General features: G+C 56.7%; 13 protein-coding genes, 1 tRNA gene and 3 rRNA genes. 12 read left to right on the top strand and 5 right to left on the bottom strand.

Annotated elements, in window-relative coordinates:
• Position 1 precedes the first annotated feature (1 nt).
• The 5 genes from rbsA (at position 2) to rbsR (ending at position 5,394) form a co-directional block, all read left to right on the top strand.
• Positions 2-1,507 carry a ribose ABC transporter ATP-binding protein RbsA gene (gene rbsA / locus IT763_RS23105; protein ID WP_016929626.1) on the top strand — a complete coding sequence of 502 codons (1,506 nt, stop codon included), beginning with the start codon at positions 2-4 and terminating at the stop codon, positions 1,505-1,507.
• Between the two features lie 6 nt (positions 1,508-1,513).
• Positions 1,514-2,482 (top strand): ribose ABC transporter permease, encoded by a 969-nt coding sequence (gene rbsC, locus IT763_RS23100; protein WP_004933766.1) that lies wholly within the window; start codon positions 1,514-1,516, stop codon positions 2,480-2,482.
• Between the two features lie 24 nt (positions 2,483-2,506).
• Positions 2,507-3,394 carry a ribose ABC transporter substrate-binding protein RbsB gene (rbsB, locus tag IT763_RS23095; protein WP_049299635.1) on the top strand — a complete coding sequence of 296 codons (888 nt, stop codon included), beginning with the start codon at positions 2,507-2,509 and terminating at the stop codon, positions 3,392-3,394.
• A 61-nt stretch (positions 3,395-3,455) separates the two neighbouring features.
• A complete protein-coding gene (gene rbsK / locus IT763_RS23090; RefSeq protein WP_164053766.1) occupies positions 3,456-4,388 on the top strand; it encodes a ribokinase in 933 nt (310 codons plus the stop codon).
• Positions 4,389-4,392: 4 nt separating this feature from the next.
• Positions 4,393-5,394, top strand: a complete 1,002-nt coding sequence (gene rbsR, locus IT763_RS23085) for a ribose operon transcriptional repressor RbsR (RefSeq protein ID WP_025160301.1) — start codon at positions 4,393-4,395, stop codon at positions 5,392-5,394.
• Here rbsR and mdtD read toward each other — a convergent pair.
• The gene (gene mdtD / locus IT763_RS23080; RefSeq protein ID WP_025160302.1) at positions 5,391-6,806 is read right to left on the bottom strand and encodes a multidrug transporter subunit MdtD; all 1,416 of its coding nucleotides are present in this window, start codon (positions 6,804-6,806) and stop codon (positions 5,391-5,393) included. The two genes, rbsR and mdtD, sit on opposite strands and share 4 nt — an antisense overlap.
• Before the next feature lie 67 nt (positions 6,807-6,873).
• On the bottom strand, positions 6,874-7,563 hold the full coding sequence (locus tag IT763_RS23075; protein WP_004933751.1) for a FadR/GntR family transcriptional regulator: 690 nt from the start codon (positions 7,561-7,563) through the stop codon (positions 6,874-6,876).
• Positions 7,564-8,038: 475 nt separating this feature from the next.
• On the opposite strand from IT763_RS23075, the gene IT763_RS23070 reads away from it, so the two are divergent.
• The 4 genes from IT763_RS23070 (at position 8,039) to rrf (ending at position 13,105) form a co-directional block, all read left to right on the top strand.
• A 16S ribosomal RNA gene (locus IT763_RS23070) occupies positions 8,039-9,580 on the top strand.
• 88 nt (positions 9,581-9,668) lie between these two features.
• A tRNA-Glu gene (locus tag IT763_RS23065) sits at positions 9,669-9,744 on the top strand.
• 239 nt (positions 9,745-9,983) lie between these two features.
• A 23S ribosomal RNA gene (locus IT763_RS23060) occupies positions 9,984-12,891 on the top strand.
• A gap of 98 nt (positions 12,892-12,989) precedes the next feature.
• Positions 12,990-13,105: ribosomal RNA gene (gene rrf / locus IT763_RS23055) — 5S ribosomal RNA — on the top strand.
• The 16S, 23S and 5S rRNA genes sit together here with 1 tRNA gene alongside, the layout of an rRNA operon.
• 72 nt (positions 13,106-13,177) lie before the next feature.
• On the opposite strand, the gene mobB is transcribed toward rrf, so the two are convergent.
• Together mobB and mobA are read right to left on the bottom strand one after the other, a co-directional pair.
• The gene (gene mobB / locus IT763_RS23050; protein WP_049299555.1) at positions 13,178-13,696 is read right to left on the bottom strand and encodes a molybdopterin-guanine dinucleotide biosynthesis protein MobB; all 519 of its coding nucleotides are present in this window, start codon (positions 13,694-13,696) and stop codon (positions 13,178-13,180) included.
• Positions 13,693-14,283, bottom strand: coding sequence for a molybdenum cofactor guanylyltransferase MobA (gene mobA / locus IT763_RS23045; protein ID WP_049299556.1), 591 nt, complete (start codon positions 14,281-14,283; stop codon positions 13,693-13,695). Before mobA ends, mobB begins: the two co-directional genes overlap by 4 nt.
• 148 nt (positions 14,284-14,431) lie before the next feature.
• Here mobA and IT763_RS23040 point away from each other — a divergent pair, with 148 nt between their 5' ends.
• The 3 genes from IT763_RS23040 (at position 14,432) to dsbA (ending at position 16,439) form a co-directional block, all read left to right on the top strand.
• Positions 14,432-14,701 carry a YihD family protein gene (locus IT763_RS23040; RefSeq protein WP_004931268.1) on the top strand — a complete coding sequence of 90 codons (270 nt, stop codon included), beginning with the start codon at positions 14,432-14,434 and terminating at the stop codon, positions 14,699-14,701.
• 98 nt (positions 14,702-14,799) lie between these two features.
• Positions 14,800-15,786, top strand: a complete 987-nt coding sequence (locus IT763_RS23035; RefSeq protein ID WP_049299557.1) for a serine/threonine protein kinase — start codon at positions 14,800-14,802, stop codon at positions 15,784-15,786.
• 29 nt (positions 15,787-15,815) lie between these two features.
• Positions 15,816-16,439 (top strand): thiol:disulfide interchange protein DsbA, encoded by a 624-nt coding sequence (gene dsbA / locus IT763_RS23030; RefSeq protein WP_004931264.1) that lies wholly within the window; start codon positions 15,816-15,818, stop codon positions 16,437-16,439.
• 41 nt (positions 16,440-16,480) lie between these two features.
• Here dsbA and IT763_RS23025 read toward each other — a convergent pair whose 3' ends face one another.
• Positions 16,481-17,377, bottom strand: coding sequence for an acyltransferase (locus IT763_RS23025; RefSeq protein WP_028128069.1), 897 nt, complete (start codon positions 17,375-17,377; stop codon positions 16,481-16,483).
• Positions 17,378-17,503: the final 126 nt, after the last annotated feature.

Raw genomic sequence — 17,503 nt, 5'->3', positions numbered from 1 at the left:
TATGCAACCTTTACTGCAACTGAAAGGGATTGATAAAGCCTTTCCCGGCGTGAAGGCGCTTTCTGGCGCCGCCCTCAGCGTCTATCCCGGCAAGGTGATGGCGCTGGTGGGGGAAAACGGCGCCGGGAAGTCCACCATGATGAAAGTGCTGACCGGCATCTACCAGAAAGACGCCGGCAGTCAGTATTTTCTCGGTAAAGAGGTGGTATTCAACGGGCCCAAGGATTCGCAGGAAGCGGGCATCGGCATTATCCATCAGGAGCTGAACCTGATCCCGCAACTGACGATTGCGGAAAACATCTTCCTCGGCCGCGAGTTCGTCAACCGTTTCGGCCGCATTGACTGGAAGCGCATGTACGCCGAGGCCGATCGCTTGCTGGCGCGCCTCAACCTGCGCTACAGCAGCCATCGGCTGGTGGGCGAGCTGTCGATCGGCGATCAGCAGATGGTGGAGATCGCCAAGGTGCTGAGCTTCGAATCGAAAGTGATCATCATGGACGAACCGACCGATGCGCTGACCGATACCGAAACCGCCTCGCTGTTCAAGGTGATCAACGAGCTGAAGGCCGAAGGGCGCGGCATCGTCTATATCTCGCACCGCCTGAAAGAGATTTTTGAAATCTGCGACGACGTGACGGTATTTCGCGACGGGCAGTTCATCGCCGAGCGGCCGGTGAGCGAGCTGCAGGAAGATTCGCTGATTGAGATGATGGTCGGCCGCAAGCTGGAAGAACAATACCCGCGCCTTGATTTGCCGCGCGGGGAAAAGCGGCTGGACGTCAGCCACCTTTCCGGCCCCGGCGTTGAAGACGTCAGCTTTACGCTGTATCGCGGCGAGATCCTCGGCGTGGCCGGGCTGATGGGCGCCGGGCGCACCGAATTGATGAAGATCCTGTATGGCGCCGCCCCGCGCAAGGCCGGCACCGTCAGCCTGGACGGCCGCGAGGTGGTCACCCATTCGCCGCAGGATGGGTTGGCGAACGGCATCGTCTATATCTCGGAAGACCGCAAGCGCGACGGCCTGGTGCTGGGCATGTCGGTGAAGGAAAACATGTCGCTGACCGCGCTGCGCTACTTCAGCCGCGCCGACGGCAGCCTGAAGCAGGCCGACGAGCGGCAGGCGGTGGGGGACTTCATCCGCCTGTTCAATATCAAAACGCCGTCGATGGAGCAACCGATCGGTCTGCTTTCCGGCGGCAATCAGCAGAAAGTGGCGATCGCCCGCGGCCTGATGACTCGGCCGAAGGTGCTGATCCTCGATGAGCCGACGCGCGGCGTCGACGTCGGCGCCAAAAAAGAGATCTATCAGTTAATCAACCAGTTCAAACAGGAAGGGCTGAGCATCATTCTGGTGTCTTCGGAAATGCCGGAGGTGATGGGCATGAGCGATCGCATTCTGGTGATGCACGAAGGGCATCTCAGCGGCGAGTTCCCGATTGAACAGGCCACCCAGGAAGCGTTGATGGCGGCAGCCGTCGGCAAGCAATACGGCGTAAAGCAGGAGTAATCAGATATGAGTTCCCAGACTATCGCAGCTAAGCGCTGGTTCAGTAAAGAGTGGCTGTTAGAGCAGAAGTCGTTGATTGCGCTGCTGGTGCTGATCGCCGTGGTCTCTTCCATGAGCCCGAACTTCTTCACCCTGAACAACCTGTTCAATATTCTGCAGCAGACCTCGGTGAACGCCATCATGGCGGTGGGGATGACGCTGGTGATCCTCACGTCCGGCATCGATCTGTCGGTGGGATCGCTACTGGCGCTGACCGGCGCGGTGGCGGCGTCGATCGTCGGCTTTGAGGTCAACGCGCTGGTGGCGGTGGCGGCGGCACTGGCGCTGGGCGCCGCGGTTGGCGCCTGCACCGGAGTGATCGTCGCCAAAGGCAAAGTGCAGGCCTTTATCGCCACGCTGGTGATGATGCTGTTGCTGCGCGGCGTCACCATGGTGTACACCAACGGCAGCCCGATCAACACCGGTTTCACCGATGTGGCCGACACTTTCGGCTGGTTCGGCATCGGCCGTCCGCTGGGCGTGCCTACGCCGATCTGGATCATGGCGATCGTGTTCATCGCCGCCTGGTATATGCTGCACCATACGCGCCTGGGCCGCTATATTTATGCCCTGGGCGGCAACGAAGCGGCGACCCGTCTGTCCGGCATCAGCGTCGATAAAGTGAAGATTATCGTCTACTCGCTGTGCGGCCTGCTGGCGGCGTTGGCTGGGGTAATCGAAGTGGCGCGCCTGTCGTCGGCGCAGCCAACCGCCGGCACCGGCTATGAGCTGGACGCCATCGCCGCCGTGGTGCTGGGCGGCACCAGCCTGGCCGGCGGCAAGGGGCGCATCGTCGGCACGCTGATCGGGGCACTGATCCTCGGCTTCCTGAACAACGGCCTGAATTTATTGGGTGTTTCTTCCTACTACCAAATGATCGTGAAGGCAGTGGTGATACTGCTGGCGGTTCTGGTAGATAACAAAAGCAACAAGTAACCTCCCCCTACAGGAATCACGATGATGAAAATGAAAAAACTGGCAACCTTAGCCTCCGCCATCGCGCTGAGCGCCACCCTGAGCGCCAATGCCATGGCCAAAGACACCATCGCGCTGGTGGTGTCCACCCTCAACAACCCGTTCTTCGTTTCGATGAAGGATGGTGCGCAGCAAGAGGCCAACAAGTTGGGCTACAACCTGGTGGTGTTGGATTCCCAGAACAACCCGGCGAAAGAGCTGGCCAACGTGCAGGATCTGATGGTGCGGGCGCCCAAGCTGCTGTTGATCAACCCGACCGACTCCGACGCGGTGGGTAACGCCATCAAGATGGCCAACCAGGCTAAGATCCCGGTCATCACGCTGGACCGCGTGGCGAGCAAGGGCGACGTGGTGAGCCACATCGCTTCGGATAACCGCGTGGGCGGCAAAATGGCCGGCGACTTCATCGCCAAGAAAGCGGGCACCGATGCCAAGGTGATTCAGCTGGAAGGCATTGCCGGCACCTCCGCCGCGCGTGAACGCGGCGAAGGCTTCAAACAGTCGCTGGATCAGAATAAATTCACACTGTTGGCCAGCCAGCCGGCCGATTTCGATCGCACCAAGGGTCTGAACGTGATGCAGAACCTGCTGACCGCTCACCCGGATGTGCAGGCGGTATTTGCCCAGAACGATGAAATGGCGTTGGGCGCGCTGCGTGCGCTGCAAACTGCCGGTAAAACCGACGTGATCGTGGTAGGCTTCGACGGCACCGCCGACGGCGTGAAAGCGGTCGAAGGCGGCAAGCTGGCGGCGACCGTGGCGCAGCGCCCCGATCAGATCGGCGTGATCGGTGTGGAAACCGCCGATAAGGTGCTGAAAGGCGAAAAAGTGCCGGCGACCATCCCGGTGGATTTGAAGCTGGTCACTCAGTAAGTCATACCAGCGCCATCGGAACGGGGCGTTTACGATGGCGCGCAATTCAGGAATCAATGCGATGGAAACAGGTAAGCTGGTGGTTCTTGGCAGCATCAATGCCGACCATATCCTCAATATTGAACAGTTCCCCCACCCGGGCGAAACGGTGATCGGGAAACAGTATAAGGTGGCGTTTGGCGGCAAGGGCGCGAATCAGGCGGTGGCGGCCGGGCGCAGCGGGGCGGAGATCGCCTTTATCGCCTGCGTAGGCGCCGATGATATCGGTGAGCGTATCCGCCGGCAGCTGGCGAGCGATCGCATTGATACTCAACCGATTGAAGCCATCGCCGACAGCACCACCGGCGTGGCGCTGATCTTCGTCAACGCCGAAGGCGAGAACGTGATCGGCATTGATGCCGGCGCCAACGCCGCGGTGACGCCGGATTACCTGGCGCGCTACCAACAAAAAGTGATCGACGCCGATGCCCTGCTGATGCAGCTGGAGTCGCCGCTGGAGACGGTGATCGCCGCCGCCCACCTGGCGAAACAACATCAAACGCAGGTGATCCTCAACCCGGCCCCGGCGCGCGAGCTGCCGGACGAGCTGTTGGCCATGATCGATATCATCACCCCGAATGAAACCGAAGCCCAGCGCCTGACCGGCATCGCCGTGGACAACGACGACGATGCGGCGCGTGCGGCGCAGGCGCTGCACGACAAGGGCATCGCGACGGTGATCATCACCCTCGGTAGCCGCGGCGTGTGGCTGAGCGAAAACGGCAACGGCAGCGGCAAACGGGTGCCCGGCTTCAAGGTGCAAGCGGTGGATACCATCGCCGCCGGCGATACCTTTAACGGTGCGCTGGTGACCGCCCTGTTGGAAGGCAAGGTCATGGCCGACGCGGTGCGTTTCGCCCATGCGGCGGCGGCGATCGCCGTGACCCGCCCAGGCGCGCAGCCTTCGGTGCCGTGGCGTGAAGAGATCGACGCCTTCTTGCAGCAGCAGGGGTGATCCTTTGGCCACCATGAAAGATGTCGCCCGCCTGGCGGGCGTTTCAACTTCTACCGTTTCGCATGTGGTCAACAACAATCGCTTTGTCAGCGACAGCGTGCGCGACAAGGTCATGGCGGCCGTGGAACAGCTGAACTATGCGCCTTCCGCGCTGGCGCGCAGCCTGAAGCTCAATCAGACGCGCACCATCGGCATGCTGGTGACCGCCAGCAACAACCCGTTTTATGCCGAAGTGGTGCGCGGCGTGGAGCGCAGCTGCTATGAACGCGGCTACAGTTTAATTCTGTGCAATACCGAAGAAGACGCCGCGCGCATGAACCGCAGCATGGAGACGCTGCTGCAAAAGCGCGTCGACGGTTTGCTGTTGATGTGCACCGAAAACCACCGGCCATCGCAAGATGCCCTGAGCCGCTACCCGTCATTGCCGATCGTGATGATGGACTGGGCGCCGTTCGAGGGCGCCAACGACATTATTCAGGATAACTCGCTGCTGGGCGGCGAGATGGCGACCGACCATCTGATCGCCCGCGGCTACCGCAAGATCGCCTGCATCGCCGGCCCGCAGGATAAAACCACCGCCCGTCACCGACTGGAAGGTTATCGCAACGCGATGCGTCGCGCCGGATTGCCGGTTCCGCCAGGGTATGAAGTGCATTGCGACTTTGAGTTTGAGGGCGGGGTAAACGCCATGCGCCAACTGCTGGCGCTGGACGAGCCGCCGCATGCGGTGTTCGCCGGCAACGACGCGGTGGCGGTAGGCGTTTATCAGGCGCTGTATCAGGCCGGGCTTTCCGTGCCGCAGGATATGGCGGTGATGGGTTACGATGACATTGAGCTGGCGCGTTATTTGGCGCCACCGCTGAGCACCATTCACCAACCGAAGGATTCGCTGGGCGAATTGGCGATCGATGCGCTGATCAACCGCCTGCAGAACCCGGAGCGCGCACCCCAGGTGCTGGTGCTGACGCCCGAGCTGGTGGAACGCGCCTCGGTGGGGCGCCGTTAACTGGCCGCCTTCGCTTCTTTCTTGCTTTCCTGGCCGCTGATCAAATTGCGGCCATCTTTCCTTCTCAGCAACATAAACACCAGCGCCGACGCCACGGTGACGATCCCCATGGTGATAAAGGTGTAATGGAAGTGGTCGATCATGGTGCCTAACGACAGGGATTCGTAAAAACGCAGCACCGCCGCGCTGATCGCCACGCCGAAGCTGATGGACAGCTGTTGGGTGACCGCCAGGACGCTGTTGCCGGCGCTGGCGTTGGCGTCGTTCAAATCCGCCAGGCTGATGGTGTTCATGGCGGTGAACTGGGTGGACATCGCCATGCCCAGCACGAACAGCGGCAGGATCATCAGCCACAGCGGCATGCCCGGGCTTTGCAGGGCGAACTGGGCGATCAGCACCCCGATGATAACGGTGATGCCGACCAGCGTTTTACGGTAGCCGAACCAGCGCAGTACCTGAGTGACGGTGGATTTCGCCATCAGCGAGCCGATGGCGGTTGGCGCCATCATGCAACCGGCGACGATCGCCGTGTAGCCGAATCCCACCTGCAGCATGAGCGGCATTAAAAACGGCACGCAGCCGGTGCCCAGTCTGGAGGCGACGTTGCCGGCGATGCCGACCGAGAAGGTGCGGGTTTTGAACAGGTCGAGACCGATCAGTGGCTGAGGATGGCGGCGTGCGTGCGCGATGTAGCCGAACAGCATTACGAAGCCGCTGAGCAGAATGCCCAGCGAAACGTAGCTGGCCAGCACCCGCTCGCCAAACAGCTCCAGCCCGGTGGAGATCAGCACCAGGCTCAGGCCGAACAGCATAAAGCCAAGGAAATCGAAGCGGCGTTTGGGCGTGGTGAAGTCCGGCATGTATTTGCGTGCATAGAAGATGCCGAGCAGACCGATAGGGATATTGATCAGGAAAATCCAGTGCCAGGTGGCGTAGGTTACCAGCCAGCCGCCCAGCAGCGGCCCCAGAATCGGCCCGACCAGGCCGGGCATGGTGACGAAGTTCAGCACCGGCAGCAGTTCGCTGCGCGGGTAGGCGCGCAGCAGCGCCAAGCGCGCGACCGGCATCATCATCGCGCCGCCGATGCCCTGCAGCACGCGAGAGGCAACCAGCGCGCTCAACGTAGGAGACAAGGCGCACAGCAGCGAACCGAGGGTGAATAACGTGACGGCGAAGATGAATACCCGTCGAGTGCCGAAGCGATCCGCCAGCCAGCCGCTGACCGGGATCAGCATTGCCACCGTCAGCGTGTAGCTGATGACGGCCGATTGCATCGCCAGCGGCGAACGCCCCAGGCTTTGGGCGATCGCCGGCAGCGCGGTGTTGAGGATAGTGGCGTCCAGCGCCTGCATAAAGAACGCCATTGCGGCGATCCACGGTAGTCCTGCCATACTGCGCGCGGATTGGGTCATGGTCGGTCCTGGTTAAATGGTCGTCTGTCCCTCGTCTCTTTCTTCTATATATAAGCGGGGAGCGTGTCTAGTCTTTCTCTTTCAGCAATACCTGGCAGGCGACGAGGGCGCCTGCGCTGTCTCCGGCGAGTATCGCATCGACGATAGCCTGATGATGGCGCAGCTTGATCACTTCATTGCCGGTGATGGCGCGGAAGTAGCTTTGGTACACCGAACTGAACAGGTTGGCGAACGAGGTCAGGAACGGGTTGCCGCTGGCCTCGTAGATGAGCTGGTGGAATTGGGTATCGACCTGGATCCAACGCTCGCGATCAAACTGGGTATGCAGCGCGCGCATTTCCGCCATCAGCCCCGCCAGCAACTTGGTTTGCTGCGGGCTGGCGTGGTTTGCCGCCAACGCGCAGGCCTGCGGCTCCAGCGAGGTGCGCAAGATAAGGAAGTGTTGCATCACCTGATCGAAGTTTTCCCGCGTCATCCACCAGGTCAGTAAATCTTGATCGAGGAAATTCCATTGGCTTTGCGGCATCACGCGGGTGCCAATGCGCGGGCGCGGCAATAACATGCCTTTGGCGGCTAACATCTTCACCGCTTCGCGCACTGCGGTACGGCTGACGCCGAATTGCTCGCCCAGTTCCATTTCACCAGGCAGGATGCTGCCGGCCTGATAATCGCCTGCCAGAATTTGTTGGCCGAGTTTTTCTGCAAGCAGATAAGAAAGATTGCGTTGGGCGGCCTGTTGTTGTGCATTTAACGGCATGGCTGCGGATCCTTACTGACATCGTTATTTCTATTTTACTCCAGTGATCGCCAGCTTTTATGGCTGTTTGCCTGAAAAAGTGACATAAATTCGCCGCTTTTTCGCCCTTTTGTTGAAAAAAAACGCGCTTGAAAAGTTTTTTGCAATTAGGGGTTGCGGCCTGCCGAGAACTCCCTATAATGCGCCTCCACTGACCGGGAACAACGACTGACAAGCCGCCGGGTTAGCGAGAAGAAAGCGAAATAAATGCTTGACTCTCCGGGCGAAAAGCGTAGTATACGCAGCCCGCGCCGATGAGTTTCTCGGCACTGCTCTTTAACAATTTATCAGACAATCTGTGTGGGCACTCCACAAGACGATATCCAGCATCTTCGGATGCAAAAAAATATCAAGTCTTGAAGAGTGACTAACTGAAGTAAAATTCATGCAGTAAATCTTTGAGCATCGCTTCTCGAGTGGAAGCAAATCAAGCTTTTAATTGAAGAGTTTGATCATGGCTCAGATTGAACGCTGGCGGCAGGCTTAACACATGCAAGTCGAGCGGTAGAACAGGGGAGCTTGCTCCCCGGGTGACGAGCGGCGGACGGGTGAGTAATGTCTGGGAAACTGCCTGATGGAGGGGGATAACTACTGGAAACGGTAGCTAATACCGCATAACGTCGCAAGACCAAAGAGGGGGACCTTCGGGCCTCTTGCCATCAGATGTGCCCAGATGGGATTAGCTAGTAGGTGGGGTAATGGCTCACCTAGGCGACGATCCCTAGCTGGTCTGAGAGGATGACCAGCCACACTGGAACTGAGACACGGTCCAGACTCCTACGGGAGGCAGCAGTGGGGAATATTGCACAATGGGCGCAAGCCTGATGCAGCCATGCCGCGTGTGTGAAGAAGGCCTTCGGGTTGTAAAGCACTTTCAGCGAGGAGGAAGGTGGTGAGCTTAATACGTTCATCAATTGACGTTACTCGCAGAAGAAGCACCGGCTAACTCCGTGCCAGCAGCCGCGGTAATACGGAGGGTGCAAGCGTTAATCGGAATTACTGGGCGTAAAGCGCACGCAGGCGGTTTGTTAAGTCAGATGTGAAATCCCCGGGCTCAACCTGGGAACTGCATTTGAAACTGGCAAGCTAGAGTCTCGTAGAGGGGGGTAGAATTCCAGGTGTAGCGGTGAAATGCGTAGAGATCTGGAGGAATACCGGTGGCGAAGGCGGCCCCCTGGACGAAGACTGACGCTCAGGTGCGAAAGCGTGGGGAGCAAACAGGATTAGATACCCTGGTAGTCCACGCTGTAAACGATGTCGATTTGGAGGTTGTGCCCTTGAGGCGTGGCTTCCGGAGCTAACGCGTTAAATCGACCGCCTGGGGAGTACGGCCGCAAGGTTAAAACTCAAATGAATTGACGGGGGCCCGCACAAGCGGTGGAGCATGTGGTTTAATTCGATGCAACGCGAAGAACCTTACCTACTCTTGACATCCAGAGAACTTAGCAGAGATGCTTTGGTGCCTTCGGGAACTCTGAGACAGGTGCTGCATGGCTGTCGTCAGCTCGTGTTGTGAAATGTTGGGTTAAGTCCCGCAACGAGCGCAACCCTTATCCTTTGTTGCCAGCGGTTCGGCCGGGAACTCAAAGGAGACTGCCAGTGATAAACTGGAGGAAGGTGGGGATGACGTCAAGTCATCATGGCCCTTACGAGTAGGGCTACACACGTGCTACAATGGCGTATACAAAGAGAAGCGACCTCGCGAGAGCAAGCGGACCTCATAAAGTACGTCGTAGTCCGGATTGGAGTCTGCAACTCGACTCCATGAAGTCGGAATCGCTAGTAATCGTAGATCAGAATGCTACGGTGAATACGTTCCCGGGCCTTGTACACACCGCCCGTCACACCATGGGAGTGGGTTGCAAAAGAAGTAGGTAGCTTAACCTTCGGGAGGGCGCTTACCACTTTGTGATTCATGACTGGGGTGAAGTCGTAACAAGGTAACCGTAGGGGAACCTGCGGTTGGATCACCTCCTTACCTAAAGATATTAGTTCGAGTGGCGTGCTCACACAGATTGTCTGATGAAAAAGTAACGAGCAAAAGCGTCATAAAAGTACGGTGTCGTGTCCCCTTCGTCTAGAGGCCTAGGACACCGCCCTTTCACGGCGGTAACAGGGGTTCGAATCCCCTAGGGGACGCCAAGCTTCCGACCCACCCGGTGAAAGCGGCGGTCTCAAGTATCTGACGATACACCATATCTTAAAGATGACTTCCGAGTCATGTTTAAGATATTGCTCTTTAACAATCTGGAACAAGCTGAAAATTGAAACATGACGGCTGAAATTTATCCCTCCGTAGAAGTACCGGGATGAAGAGTAACCTGTCATAGAGTCTCTCAAATGTTTGCAGCACGAACGATGGAAACATCTTCGGGTTGTGAGGTTAAGTGACTAAGCGTACACGGTGGATGCCTAGGCAGTCAGAGGCGATGAAGGGCGTGCTAATCTGCGAAAAGCGTCGGTAAGGTGATATGAACCGTTATAACCGGCGATACCCGAATGGGGAAACCCAGTGTGTTTCGACACACTATCATGTCATGAATACATAGTGGCATGAGGCGAACCGGGGGAACTGAAACATCTAAGTACCCCGAGGAAAAGAAATCAACCGAGATTCCCCCAGTAGCGGCGAGCGAACGGGGAGGAGCCCAGAACCTGAATCGGCTTGTGTGTTAGTGGAAGCGTCTGGAAAGTCGCGCAGCAAAGGGTGATAGCCCCGTACACTAAAATGCACAGGTCGTGAGTTCGATGAGTAGGGCGGGACACGTGACATCCTGTCTGAATATGGGGGGACCATCCTCCAAGGCTAAATACTCCTGACTGACCGATAGTGAACCAGTACCGTGAGGGAAAGGCGAAAAGAACCCCGGCGAGGGGAGTGAAATAGAACCTGAAACCGTGTACGTACAAGCAGTGGGAGCACCTTCGTGGTGTGACTGCGTACCTTTTGTATAATGGGTCAGCGACTTATATTTTGTAGCAAGGTTAACCGTATAGGGGAGCCGTAGGGAAACCGAGTCTTAACTGGGCGAATAGTTGCAAGGTATAGACCCGAAACCCGGTGATCTAGCCATGGGCAGGTTGAAGGTTGGGTAACACTAACTGGAGGACCGAACCGACTAATGTTGAAAAATTAGCGGATGACTTGTGGCTGGGGGTGAAAGGCCAATCAAACCGGGAGATAGCTGGTTCTCCCCGAAAGCTATTTAGGTAGCGCCTCGTGAACTCATCTTCGGGGGTAGAGCACTGTTTCGGCTAGGGGGCCATCCCGGCTTACCAAACCGATGCAAACTCCGAATACCGAAGAATGTTATCACGGGAGACACACGGCGGGTGCTAACGTCCGTCGTGAAGAGGGAAACAACCCAGACCGCCAGCTAAGGTCCCAAAGTCATGGTTAAGTGGGAAACGATGTGGGAAGGCATAGACAGCCAGGATGTTGGCTTAGAAGCAGCCATCATTTAAAGAAAGCGTAATAGCTCACTGGTCGAGTCGGCCTGCGCGGAAGATGTAACGGGGCTAAACCATGCACCGAAGCTGCGGCAGCGACGCTTAGGCGTTGTTGGGTAGGGGAGCGTTCTGTAAGCCGGTGAAGGTGGCCTGTGAGGGTTGCTGGAGGTATCAGAAGTGCGAATGCTGACATAAGTAACGATAAAGCGGGTGAAAAGCCCGCTCGCCGGAAGACCAAGGGTTCCTGTCCAACGTTAATCGGGGCAGGGTGAGTCGACCCCTAAGGCGAGGCTGAAAAGCGTAGTCGATGGGAAACAGGTTAATATTCCTGTACTTGGTGTTACTGCGAAGGGGGGACGGAGAAGGCTAGGCTAGCCGGGCGACGGTTGTCCCGGTTTAAGCGTGTAGGGGGTGTGACCTGGTAAATCCGGTTGCATACTAACCCTGAGGCGTGATGACGATGCACTACGGTGCAGAAGTAGTTGATGCCCTGCTTCCAGGAAAATCCTCTAAGCTCCAGGTAACATTAAATCGTACCCCAAACCGACACAGGTGGTCAGGTATAGAATACCAAGGCGCTTGAGAGAACTCGGGTGAAGGAACTAGGCAAAATGGTGCCGTAACTTCGGGAGAAGGCACGCTGGCATGTAGGTGAAGTCCCTCGCGGATGGAGCTGAAGCCAGTCGAAGATACCAGCTGGCTGCAACTGTTTAATAAAAACACAGCACTGTGCAAACACGAAAGTGGACGTATACGGTGTGACGCCTGCCCGGTGCTGGAAGGTTAATTGATGGGGTCAGCCGCAAGGCGAAGCTCTTGATCGAAGCCCCAGTAAACGGCGGCCGTAACTATAACGGTCCTAAGGTAGCGAAATTCCTTGTCGGGTAAGTTCCGACCTGCACGAATGGCGTAATGATGGCCAGGCTGTCTCCACCCGAGACTCAGTGAAATTGAACTCGCTGTGAAGATGCAGTGTACCCGCGGCAAGACGGAAAGACCCCGTGAACCTTTACTATAGCTTGACACTGAACATTGAGCCTTGATGTGTAGGATAGGTGGGAGGCTTTGAAGCGTGGACGCCAGTCTGCGTGGAGCCATCCTTGAAATACCACCCTTTAATGTTTGATGTTCTAACTCGGCCCCATAATCTGGGGTGAGGACAGTGTCTGGTGGGTAGTTTGACTGGGGCGGTCTCCTCCCAAAGAGTAACGGAGGAGCACGAAGGTTAGCTAATCACGGTCGGACATCGTGAGGTTAGTGCAAAGGCATAAGCTAGCTTGACTGCGAGAGTGACGGCTCGAGCAGGTACGAAAGTAGGTCTTAGTGATCCGGTGGTTCTGAATGGAAGGGCCATCGCTCAACGGATAAAAGGTACTCCGGGGATAACAGGCTGATACCGCCCAAGAGTTCATATCGACGGCGGTGTTTGGCACCTCGATGTCGGCTCATCACATCCTGGGGCTGAAGTAGGTCCCAAGGGTATGGCTGTTCGCCATTTAAAGTGGTACGCGAGCTGGGTTTAGAACGTCGTGAGACAGTTCGGTCCCTATCTGCCGTGGGCGTTGGAAGATTGAGAGGGGTTGCTCCTAGTACGAGAGGACCGGAGTGAACGCACCACTGGTGTTCGGGTTGTCATGCCAATGGCATTGCCCGGTAGCTAAGTGCGGAAAAGATAAGCGCTGAAAGCATCTAAGCGCGAAACTTGCCTCAAGATGAGTCTTCCCTGGGCCTTCAAGGCCCCTGAAGGAACGTTTAAGACTAAGACGTTGATAGGCTGGGTGTGTAAGTGCAGCGATGCATTGAGCTAACCAGTACTAATGATCCGTGAGGCTTAACCTTACAACACCGAAGGTGTTTTTAGAGAGATTTTCAGCGAAGTTCCGAGATTGGTTCTGATGGCGACACGAGAGTGAAGCGATTGGAATGAAACGAATTTGCCTGGCGGCAATAGCGCGGTGGTCCCACCTGACCCCATGCCGAACTCAGAAGTGAAACGCCGTAGCGCCGATGGTAGTGTGGGGTCTCCCCATGCGAGAGTAGGACACTGCCAGGCATCAAACAAAGCCGAAAGCCCTGAACTGACGTTCAGGGCTTTTTGCTATGCGTAAAACGTCAAAAAGCGCAGCTACGCTGCGCCTTTCAACCACTCGACAATAAAGTCGGCGATGCTTTCCGGTCGGTTGAGATCCAGCTGCTTAACCGTGATGGATAGCGATCGGTCGCTGGCTACCGCTATAACAAACTGATCCAGCATATCTTCCAACGGTCTGCCGATCTCGGCCCGATAAAGCAGGATCTTGCTGACCGGTTCATGTTTGAACCCTTCCACCAGGATCAAATCGACCTTATCGGCGTCAAAGCGCCCCGCCAGATAATGCAGATCCAACGGTTGTTGCTCCGGCGTTTCGGTCATTAATGCCCAACGCCGATCGCTGGCGACCAGCGTTTGGTCTGCGCCCGCTTTACGCAGCTCATAGCTGTCTTTACCCGGCGTATCCACATCCATATCGTGGTGCGTATGCTTTATCAGCCCAACCCGTATCTGGCGCTGTTTCAGCAACGGGATCAGCTGTTTGAGCAGGGTGGTTTTCCCCGTACCGCTGTAAGCGCCGATGGCCAGCAAGGGGGGCAATACAGGATTCATTTCTTTAGCTCTCGTGTTTGTTGCCAATGTCGGCAGTCTGCCGGCGTATTCAGGTTATGAAATGCCGCTTGTTGCCCGCTGAACACTACGCGTTGTGCGCCAATTTGATGTAAGAACAGCATCAGCTTGCGTTCACCGCGCGCCAGATAGTCGGCCAGCTGCGGCGCTATTTGGCTATGCAGTAACGCCAGGGTGGGGTGATCACGTTCGCCATCGCTGGCAAAGGCCGCCTGCGCCGCGCCTTTTTGCTGCCATAGCTGAGCGACTAAGTCGGCGGGAAAGTCGGGGACATCACAAGGGACGAAGGCCACCCATTCGCTGGAAGATTGCTTGAGCCCGGCCAGCATGCCGGCCAGCGGCCCGGCGAAATCGGGCGTCAGATCGCCAATCACCGGCAAACCGCTCGCCTGATAACATGCCTGATTGCGATTGGCGCTGATGACGATGGAAGTCACCTGCGGCCGTAACCGAGCCAATACGTGTTGATAGAGTGCGATCCCGCCAATCGACACCAGGCCTTTGTCTTCACCGCCCATGCGCGTGGCCCGTCCGCCGGCCAAAATGACGCCGCTGATTTCTTTATGCATCTCGTTTATCCCGCCTTGTCGATGGGCTGATTGTAGCGCTAAAGCAGACGTGACATCAGGATTTACCTTTATTGACAAGCCGGTTCTTTCACTGCGTGGGTAAGCCTGTTACTTTGTGAGTTTATTCATGCTATTGGACGATATTGAGATGAAAACGCATCGCGTAAACGAGTTGATCGAGCTGTTGCACCCGGCCTGGCAGGAAGATCCCGATCTCAATTTGATGCAGTTTTTGCAAAAGCTGGCGAAGGAAGCGGGCTTCCAGGGCGAGTTGTCCGAACTGAGCGACGACATTCTCATTTATCACCTGAAAATGCGCGGTAGCGCCGGCACGGATCAGATCCCGGGTCTGAAGAAAGATTACGAAGAAGATTTTAAGACGGCGCTGCTGCGCGCTCGCGGCGTTATCAAGGACTGATCCTCGTGCGGTGCGAGAAAGCATAGCGCGTGAAATGCGCCATTAATGCTACTATTTCTCATTCCCGGCACCGTGCTGTCAGCGATCAAACGAACGTTATGAATAACTCTGCTTTTAATTTCGACACCCTGTCGCCCGATTTGATTATGGACGCGCTAGAAGGAGTTGGCCTGCGCGTCGATTCCGGCCTGACGGCGCTGAACAGCTACGAGAACCGTGTCTATCAGTTTATGGACGAAGATCGCCGGCGCTACGTGGTGAAGTTTTACCGCCCGGAGCGCTGGAGCGCCGCACAGATCGGCGAGGAACATCAGTTCGCTCTGGATCTGGCCGGCGCGGAGATCCCGGCGGTGGCGCCGTTGGCGCTGCAAGGCGCTACGCTGCATACGCACGGCGGCTTTTTCTTTGCCCTGTTCCCCAGCGTGGGGGGCCGGCAATACGAGATAGACAATCTGGATCAGTTGGAATGGGTGGGCCGTTTTCTGGGGCGTATCCACCAGGTCGGCGGTGAGCGTTTGTTCGCCGAGCGGCCAACGATGGGGATTGAAGAGTACCTCACCGCCCCGCGCCAGGTGCTGGCCGATTGCGAGCTGCTACCGGCAACGCAGCATGACGCGTTCCTGCAGGCGACGGATAATCTGATTGCGGCGATCAAGTCGCACTGGCATCTGAACTGGCAGCCGCGCCGTTTGCACGGTGATTGCCATCCGGGCAATATTCTGTGGCGCGATGGCCCGCTGTTCGTCGATCTTGATGACGCGCGCAACGGCCCGGCAGTGCAGGATCTGTGGATGTTGCTGCACGGCGAACGTCGCGATCAACTGATGCAGCTGGATGTCTTGCTGGAGGCGTATAGCGAATTTGCCGAGTTCGATCAGCGCGAGCTGGCGTTGATTGAACCACTGCGGGCGATGCGCATGGTGTATTACCTGGCCTGGGTCGCTCGCCGCTGGCAGGATCCGGCCTTCCCTAAGAGTTTTCCGTGGATGGCGGAGTCTGATTTCTGGTTGTCTCAGACTGCGGCCTTCACCGAACAGGTTAAGCTGTTGCAGGAGCCCCCTCTGCAGCTGACGCCAATGTATTGAAGCTTTAACACAATGGAGAGTTTAGTCTTATGAAAAAAATATGGTTGGCGCTCGTTGGCATGGTGATGGCATTCAGTGCCTCGGCGGCACAGTTTAGCGATGGCGCTCAGTATGTGACTCTGGACAAACCGGTGACCGGCGAGCCGCAGGTGTTGGAGTTCTTCTCCTTCTACTGCCCGCACTGCTACCAGTTCGAGCAGGTCTATCATGTGTCTGAGAACGTAAAGAAAGCGCTGCCTGCCGGCACCAAAATGACCAAGTACCACGTTGAATTCCTGGGGCCGTTGGGCAAACAGCTGACTCAGGCATGGGCGGTGGCGATGGCGCTGGGCGTGGAAGACAAGGTGAGCCCGCTGATGTTTGAAGCGGTGCAGAAAACCCAGACCGTGCAAACGCCGGATGATATCCGTAATGTCTTCGTGAAAGCAGGTGTGACCGCAGCAGATTATGATGCGGCCTGGAACAGCTTCGTGGTGAAATCTCTGGTGGTTCAACAAGAGAAAGCCGCAGAAGATCTGCAGCTGCGCGGCGTGCCGGCGGTATTCGTCAACGGCAAATACATGGTTAAGAACGATGGCCTGGACACCAGCTCGATGGACGCTTACGTGAAGCAGTTCGCCGATGTGGTTAAATTCCTCAGCCAGCAGAAATAAGCCAGACCCCATGCGAAAACGCCGGCATCGCCGGCGTTTTTTTATCCATATTGCCGTTTCAATTTATCCAGCAACCGATCTTTTTCCTGCCATAGCGTATTCAGCCACAGCTGGAAGCGCCGCTTGAACTGCTTGTCGTTGAAGTAGTCCCCGTGCAGGGTTTCATCGATCGGCAGCGTCTCTATTCTCACCACGATACGCGTCAGCCGCCCGCACAGCATATCCCTAAAAGGCCGTTGGTTATTTTCCGGATAGAGCAGAGTAACGTTCAATACTTTGTCGAACTGATTGCCCAACGCGCTGAGCGTAAACGCGATGCCGGCGGCTTTAGGCGCCAGCAAATTGCGATACGGCGAATTGCTTTTAATTTTCTTGGCTTCGGTGAAGCGTGAACCCTCGACGAAATTGACGATGGTGGTTGGACGCTGGCGGAATTTTTCGCAGGAACGGCGCGTCGTTTCGATATCCTTGCCGCGCTTTTCCGGATGCTTGAGCAAATAGGCGCGGGAGTAACGCTTCATGAATGGCATATCCAGCGCCCAGCAGGCCAGGCCGACAAAAGGCACCCAGGCGAGCTGTTGTTTGAGAAAATACTTATTCATTGGAATATGATTTCTGAACAGCACGCACAGTACGACAATGTCCGACCAACTTTCGTGGTTGCTGATCAGCAGATACCAGTTTTTGCGGTCCAGCCCTTCCAGCCCTTCAATATCCCAACGCAATTGCCCGTTAATGCGCAATAACAGCGCCAACCCTTGGCACCAACACCACATCATGAAATCGGCGAAAGCCGAGATATATCGCCAGACGGCGGGAATGGGCACCAGGAGTTTCACGATGCCGGCCAGCGTGATGGGGATGGAGCACAACACCGTCACCAGAATGGTAAGTATGACGGAAATGATAAAGATAACAGGCGTTAACAATCTTGGCATGATTATGGGCTGACGGTTGTTGGGAACATCGTTGCATGCCAAAACGCATGAACAAAAACGCATTTTAACAGAAATCGCCGGGGTAAAGCGCCGCTAAAAATCACTGTTTTTCGTCTCATCGGATAA

The organism is Serratia sp. CMO1 (assembly GCF_015689115.1).
Lineage (GTDB): Bacteria > Pseudomonadota > Gammaproteobacteria > Enterobacterales > Enterobacteriaceae > Serratia > Serratia marcescens.
Note: the sequence above shows the minus strand (reverse complement) of the source record. Positions and strands in the feature narration are given on the sequence as shown.